This window comes from Reyranella soli (assembly GCF_007992495.1).
Lineage (GTDB): Bacteria > Pseudomonadota > Alphaproteobacteria > Reyranellales > Reyranellaceae > Reyranella > Reyranella soli.
This window is the reverse complement of the sequence record NZ_BKAJ01000015.1, coordinates 1-5,306: the sequence shown is the minus strand read 5'-3', so window position 1 is coordinate 5,306 and position 5,306 is coordinate 1. Positions and strand designations below refer to the sequence as shown.

Genomic DNA, 5,306 nt, shown 5'->3' with positions numbered 1-5,306 from the left:
CCCCAGCATCAAACCCGCCGTGGCTTTAGCGGCTTGTTGGTCAGCAGCGCGAGCAATGCCTTCGCCGCCGGGCTGAGATAGCCGTTGCGGCGGTGGATGGCGGTGATGGGATTGACCGCGCGCAGCGCCGGGACGTCCAAGGTGACCAACAGGCCCTGGCGCAGTTCGTCGCGCACGCTGCTTTCGGGCACCAGCGCCAAGCCGAAGCCCGCCTGGGCCAACCGCTTCTGCGCCGTCAGGCTGTCGATCAGGGTGACGTCGGCGTCGTCGAGGCCGGCGCGCACCAGCTGGCGGGCCAGCAGATGGCCCGACGAATCGCGCTCGTTGCGCACCGGCGGGAAGCCGATCCAGCGCTCGCCGCTGAGCGCCGTGACGTTGCGCAGCCGCCGGCCGGCCAACGGATGGCCGGCAGCCGCCACCACCAGCATCGCCTCCGCCCCGGCGGCATGGGTGACGAGGTCGGCGCCGTCGGCAAAGAAGTAGCGCAGGCCGAGCGTGACCTCGCCGCGGCGCACCAGGTCGGTCACCTCGGCGCTCGAGGCCGTGCGCAGCTCGAGCCTGACGCCGCGCGCCCGTCGGCGGAAGCGGCTCAGCGTGTCGACGATGCGCGTGTCGGCCAGCGTGCCGACCAAGGCAAGCGACAGATTACCCGACAGGCCCGATTGCAGGTCGCGCACGGCTTCCTGGCCGTCCTTCAGCGCCGCGAGGGCAGCTTCGGCGTGCGGGCGGAAGGCGCGACCCGCCTCCGTGAGCCGCGCGCGCCCGCGCAAGCGGTCGAACAAGGGCGCCCCCAACTCCTGTTCGAGCAGGCCAAGCCGCCGGCTGATCGCCGGCTGCGAGCGATGCAGGCGGGAGCCTGCACGGGTGAAGCCGCCGAGCTCGGCGATGGCGACGAAGGTTTTTAGCCCATCAATGTCCATCGATCCGTTTTCCTGATGCTGACGGCAAATACTATGCATTCGACAGAAGGCTGTCCTGTGGTGATCCTTCCAAAGAACAAGGAGACGGCAAATGCGTACCCAGGCAGAGAAGACAGCTTCATTCCGGGCCTTGCACCAGAAGCCCGGGTGCTTCCTCATCCCCAATCCGTGGGATGCCGGCACGGCCAAGATCCTGGCGGGGCTGGGCTACGAGGCGCTGGCCACCACCAGCCTCGGCGTCGCCAACAACCTGGGGCATCGCGGCGTGACGCGCGATCAAGTGCTCGCCAACGCCCGTGAGATCGTCCAGGCGACCGACCTGCCGGTGAATGCCGACCTGGAGAACTGCTTCGCACACGAACCGGCGGCCGCCGCCGAGACGATCCGCATGGCCGCTGAAGCGGGGCTCGCCGGCGGCTCGATCGAGGACTATTCGAACGATCCCAAGGCGCCCATCTACGACTTCGACCTGTCGGTCGAGCGCGTGCGGGCCGCCGTCGCCGTGGCCAAGAGCCTGCCGGTGCCCTTCGTGCTGACAGCGCGGGCGGAGAACCTGATCCGCGGCCGCAACGACATGGCCGACACCATCCGCCGCCTGAAAGCCTACTCGGCGGCGGGCGCGGAGGTGCTCTATGCGCCGGGCCTCAAGACCGCGGCCGAGATCCGCGCGATGGTCGAGGCGATCGACCGGCCGCTGAACGTGGTGACCGGCTGGCTGGAGCCCGGCATCACCGTGGCCGACGTGGCGGCAGCCGGCGCCAAGCGCATCAGCGTCGGCGGCGCCCTCAACCGGCTGGCGCTGGCGGCCTTCGTCGACGGCGCGCGGGCCATGAAGGAGGAGGGGTCGTTCGCCTGGATGCAGCGCATCGCCGACATGGGCGCCGTTCGCAAGCTGTTCGCGCCGGCTGGTTAGTGGCCCGCGACTTGCTTCCCACGGGGCATGTCGCTGCCGCTGATCGACGTCCATACCCACATGTACCTGCCGCGCTACGTCGCTCTGCTGCGGCAGCGCACAAGGGTACCGCGCATCGTATCGCGAGCGGGCGGCGATCGGCTGGTGATCCTGCCCGACGAGGAAAACGACACTTCGACCTCGGCGGGGCGGCCAATCGGCGGGGAATTCCATGAGGTGCGCCGCAAGCTCGCTTTCATGGACAAGCACGGCATAGCCGTCTCGGTGGTGAGTTCGGCCAACCCGTGGATCGACTTCGTCGAGCCCGACGAGGCGCCCGCCCTGGCCGCGCAACTGAACGACGATCTCGAAGCCATCTGCGCGGCTTCGGCAGGGCGGCTGTTGGGCTTTGGCGTGCTGGCGCTGCAGCGGCCGGAAACCTGCGCCGCCGAGCTCAAGCGCATCGCCGGTCACCCGCATATGCGCGGCGTCATCATCGGATCGGCCGGGCGCGGCAGGGGGCTCGACGATCCCGACTTCGAGCCGATCTGGAAGGCCGCGGCCGATGGCGGCCTGTTCGTCTTCATCCATCCGCACTATGGCGTCGGCCAGAACCTGTTTCCGGATACCGGCCATGCGATGATGCTGGCGCTGGGTTTCACCTTCGAGACATCGATCGCCGTCGCGCTGCTGATCCTGCGCGGCGTGCTCGAGCGCCATCCCGGCCTGAAGCTCCTGATCGCGCATGCCGGCGGAACGCTGCCTTACCTCGCCGGCCGGCTCGATTCCTGTGTGAAGAACGACATTTCCAAGGATTTCGGCCTTCCCAGGCCGCCCAGCCACTACCTGCGCCAGTGCTGGTACGATTCGATCGCCTATCACGGCCCGGCGCTGGCGGCGCTGACGGCCTTTGCCGACCCCGCCAGGATCATGTTCGGGACGGATCATCCGTTTTTTCGCCCACATGTGGCGGATGATGTTTTGGACAAGACGACTTGGCCGGCGCCCGAGGAGAATTTGCAGGCCCTGTCGTCGCTCAGTGCCGAACAGCAGAAGGCGATCGCTTATGCAAACGGGCTTGCTGCATTCGCGATCTCCTTGCCGTAGGCTTCCTAGGGGCCGGCAAAGGATCGACCGATGAAGCATTTGATGCGAGTGACGGCGGCACTGCTGGGCTTGGCATTGACGTTTGCCGGGCCGGCGAGTCGGGCGGCCGAACCCGTCGATCTGCTGCTGGTGCTTGCAGCCGACGTCTCACGCAGTGTCACCGAGCCCAAGTTCAAGCTGCAGCGCGAGGGTGCTGCCGCGGCCATCACCCATCCCGACGTGGTGAAGGCCATCACCTCCGGCCCGAACCGGCGCATCGCCGTATGCTTCCTCGAATGGGCGACGGCGGGGCAGCAGAATGTCGTGATCGACTGGACCGTGATCGACGACGGCGAGGCGGCGCGCAGCTTCGGCGACAAGCTGGTCGAGCTGCCGCGATCGTTCGCCGGCAGCACCTCGATCAGCAACGCAATCGACTTCTCCGTGACCCAGCTCGAGCGTGCGCCCTTCAAGGCGGAGCGGCGGGTCATCGACATTTCCGGCGACGGCAACAACAACTCCGGCCGCTCCGTGACCGAAGCCCGCGATGACGCTCTTGCCAAGAGCATCACCATCAATGCCCTGGTCATCCTGACGCCGCTTTCGGAATCGTTCCGCCCCGAACACACCAATCCGCCGGGCGGCCTGGAGAAGTACTTCCAGGACAACGTCATCGGCGGCTTCGGTGCATTCACTGTCGTCGCCGAAACCCATGAATCGTTCGGCCGGGCGCTGACGAAGAAACTGATCGCCGAGATCGCCGGCCTGCCCCAGCCGCAGCTCGCCGAGGCACCGGACGGCAAATAGGCCTATCGGCTGTCGTACAGCCGCGTGACGATGGCCTCGAGCGCCAGGGAGAAGGCGAACAGTACGATGCCAACGCCGCACAGCAGGAGGATGGCGGCGAGCAGCAGGGCGGTCTCGAAGTTGTTGGCCGAGAACAGGATGATGTAGCCCAACCCCGTCTGGGCGGTGATGAACTCGCCCAACACGACGCCGATCACGGCGAAAGTCACGCCGATGCGCAGGCCGGCAAAGATGTGCGGCAACGCGAAGGGCAGCTTGACCGTCAGGAACATCCGCCAGCGCGGCATCATCAGGCTGCGACACAGCCGCTCGTAGCCCGGCGGCGCGGCCTGCAGGCCGGCGATCGTCGCCACCACGACAGGAAAGAACGCGATGAACACCGAGAAGATCACGTTCGCTGCGAAGCCTGTGCCGAACCACAGGAGGAACACCGGGGCCAGGGCCACCTTGGGGATGAGCTGGAAGAAGACGATGGTCGGATAAACCGTCTGCATCAGCGTGCGTGAATAGGAGACGGCCGCGCCCAGCAGGATGCCGAGAGCTGCGGCCAGCAGGATGCCGGCGACGGCGCCCCAGAAGGTGGGCTGCGCCTGTTCCAGCAGCACGCCCAACGAACGGACCAGCGTGTCCCAGACCTTGCCCGGCGCGGGCAACAGCCGGGGCGTGACGAGACCGCTCCTGGTCGCGACCTCCCAGGCGGCGAACAGCAAGCCGGCGGCGACAGCAGGCGGGGCGACAACACGCAACGCGTGACGCCCGAGACCGGCGAGGTCCCAGGAGGCGGGGCGGACAAGGGGCAGGCCGATGTCGGTCATTCGCCCTGCCAGCGGCGGATGGCCAGCTCACCCGCATGCACCGCGCCGTAGCAGGCGAGCCCGACGACGCAGAGCACGGTGATGGCTGCCAGGATGAGGTCGGTGCGCAACAGCGCCGCGGCTTTCAGGATGAGGAAGCCCAGCCCCTCGGACGAGGAGATGAATTCCGCGACAATGACGCCGATCACCGACAGCGTGATGCCGATCTTCAGGCCGGCGAACAGGTAGGGCATCGAGGCCGGGAAGCGCACCAGCCAGAAGGTACGCCACGTACTTGCCGTCAGTCCGCGGCATAGCCGCACCAAGGAACGGTCGGTCGATTCGAGGCCCGCCATCATGGCGATGAAGATCGGAAAGAAGGCGATGAACGCCGCGACCGTGAGCCGCGATTGCCAGCCGATGCCGACCCAGACGATGAAAAGCGGAGTCCAGGCGATTTTTGGTACGAGCTGGATGACGATGATCAGGGGATAGATCGCATCGCGCAGCAGGCGGCTGAAGCTCAGCAGGGAGGCCATGCCGACGCCGAACAGGGCGGCGATGGCGAAGCCCGCCAGGGTGTCGCGCACGGTCGGCACCGCCTGCTGCCAGATCGTCGGCAATTCAGCGAGCAGTACGGTCCAGATGTCCGACGGCGCCGGCAGGATCACCTTGGGGTACGCGAAGATCACTACCAGCGCCTGCCATAGCACCAGCAAGCCGACGCCGAAGGCGGTGGGCAGGACGAAGGAGCGCGTCATGGTCTTCCGGACCGCGCGCATCCTGCGCGCTCATGAGCTTGAGCGC

General features: G+C 67.2%; 6 protein-coding genes. 3 read left to right on the top strand and 3 right to left on the bottom strand.

Annotation, left to right across the window (positions count from 1 at the left end; translation table 11 throughout):
• Window positions 1–8 precede the first annotated feature (8 nt).
• Window positions 9–920 (bottom strand): LysR family transcriptional regulator, encoded by a 912-nt coding sequence (locus RSO01_RS04210; protein ID WP_170302835.1) that lies wholly within the window; start codon window positions 918–920, stop codon window positions 9–11.
• Between the two features lie 91 nt (window positions 921–1,011).
• Between RSO01_RS04210 and RSO01_RS04205 the strand changes: the two genes are divergently transcribed.
• The 3 genes from RSO01_RS04205 to RSO01_RS04195 are packed head-to-tail and all read left to right on the top strand — an operon-like array spanning window position 1,012 to window position 3,705.
• A complete protein-coding gene (locus RSO01_RS04205) occupies window positions 1,012–1,833 on the top strand; it encodes an isocitrate lyase/PEP mutase family protein (RefSeq protein WP_147146528.1) in 822 nt (273 codons plus the stop codon).
• Window positions 1,834–1,860: 27 nt separating this feature from the next.
• Entirely contained in the window at window positions 1,861–2,919 is a 1,059-nt protein-coding gene (locus RSO01_RS04200) for an amidohydrolase family protein (protein WP_147146526.1), read from the top strand.
• A 30-nt stretch (window positions 2,920–2,949) separates the two neighbouring features.
• Window positions 2,950–3,705 (top strand): DUF1194 domain-containing protein, encoded by a 756-nt coding sequence (locus tag RSO01_RS04195; RefSeq protein WP_246158051.1) that lies wholly within the window; start codon window positions 2,950–2,952, stop codon window positions 3,703–3,705.
• A gap of 2 nt (window positions 3,706–3,707) precedes the next feature.
• On the opposite strand, the gene RSO01_RS04190 is transcribed toward RSO01_RS04195, so the two are convergent.
• Both RSO01_RS04190 and RSO01_RS04185 read right to left on the bottom strand, forming a co-directional pair.
• Entirely contained in the window at window positions 3,708–4,520 is an 813-nt protein-coding gene (locus RSO01_RS04190) for an ABC transporter permease (RefSeq protein ID WP_147146524.1), read from the bottom strand.
• Window positions 4,517–5,281, bottom strand: coding sequence for an ABC transporter permease (locus RSO01_RS04185; RefSeq protein ID WP_147146522.1), 765 nt, complete (start codon window positions 5,279–5,281; stop codon window positions 4,517–4,519). The genes RSO01_RS04190 and RSO01_RS04185 overlap by 4 nt, the downstream gene beginning before the upstream one ends.
• Between the last annotated feature and the right edge of the window lie 25 nt (window positions 5,282–5,306).

Excerpts from the sequence above, each read along its gene's own strand:
- RSO01_RS04185 (WP_147146522.1), bottom strand. The coding sequence starts at position 5,281 with ATGCGCGCGGTCCGGAAGACCATGACGCGCTCCTTCGTCCTGCCCACC.
- RSO01_RS04205 (WP_147146528.1), top strand. The coding sequence starts at position 1,012 with ATGCGTACCCAGGCAGAGAAGACAGCTTCATTCCGGGCCTTGCACCAG.
- RSO01_RS04210 (WP_170302835.1), bottom strand. The coding sequence starts at position 920 with ATGGACATTGATGGGCTAAAAACCTTCGTCGCCATCGCCGAGCTCGGC.
- RSO01_RS04200 (WP_147146526.1), top strand. The coding sequence starts at position 1,861 with ATGTCGCTGCCGCTGATCGACGTCCATACCCACATGTACCTGCCGCGC.
- RSO01_RS04195 (WP_246158051.1), top strand. The coding sequence starts at position 2,950 with ATGAAGCATTTGATGCGAGTGACGGCGGCACTGCTGGGCTTGGCATTG.
- RSO01_RS04190 (WP_147146524.1), bottom strand. The coding sequence starts at position 4,520 with ATGACCGACATCGGCCTGCCCCTTGTCCGCCCCGCCTCCTGGGACCTC.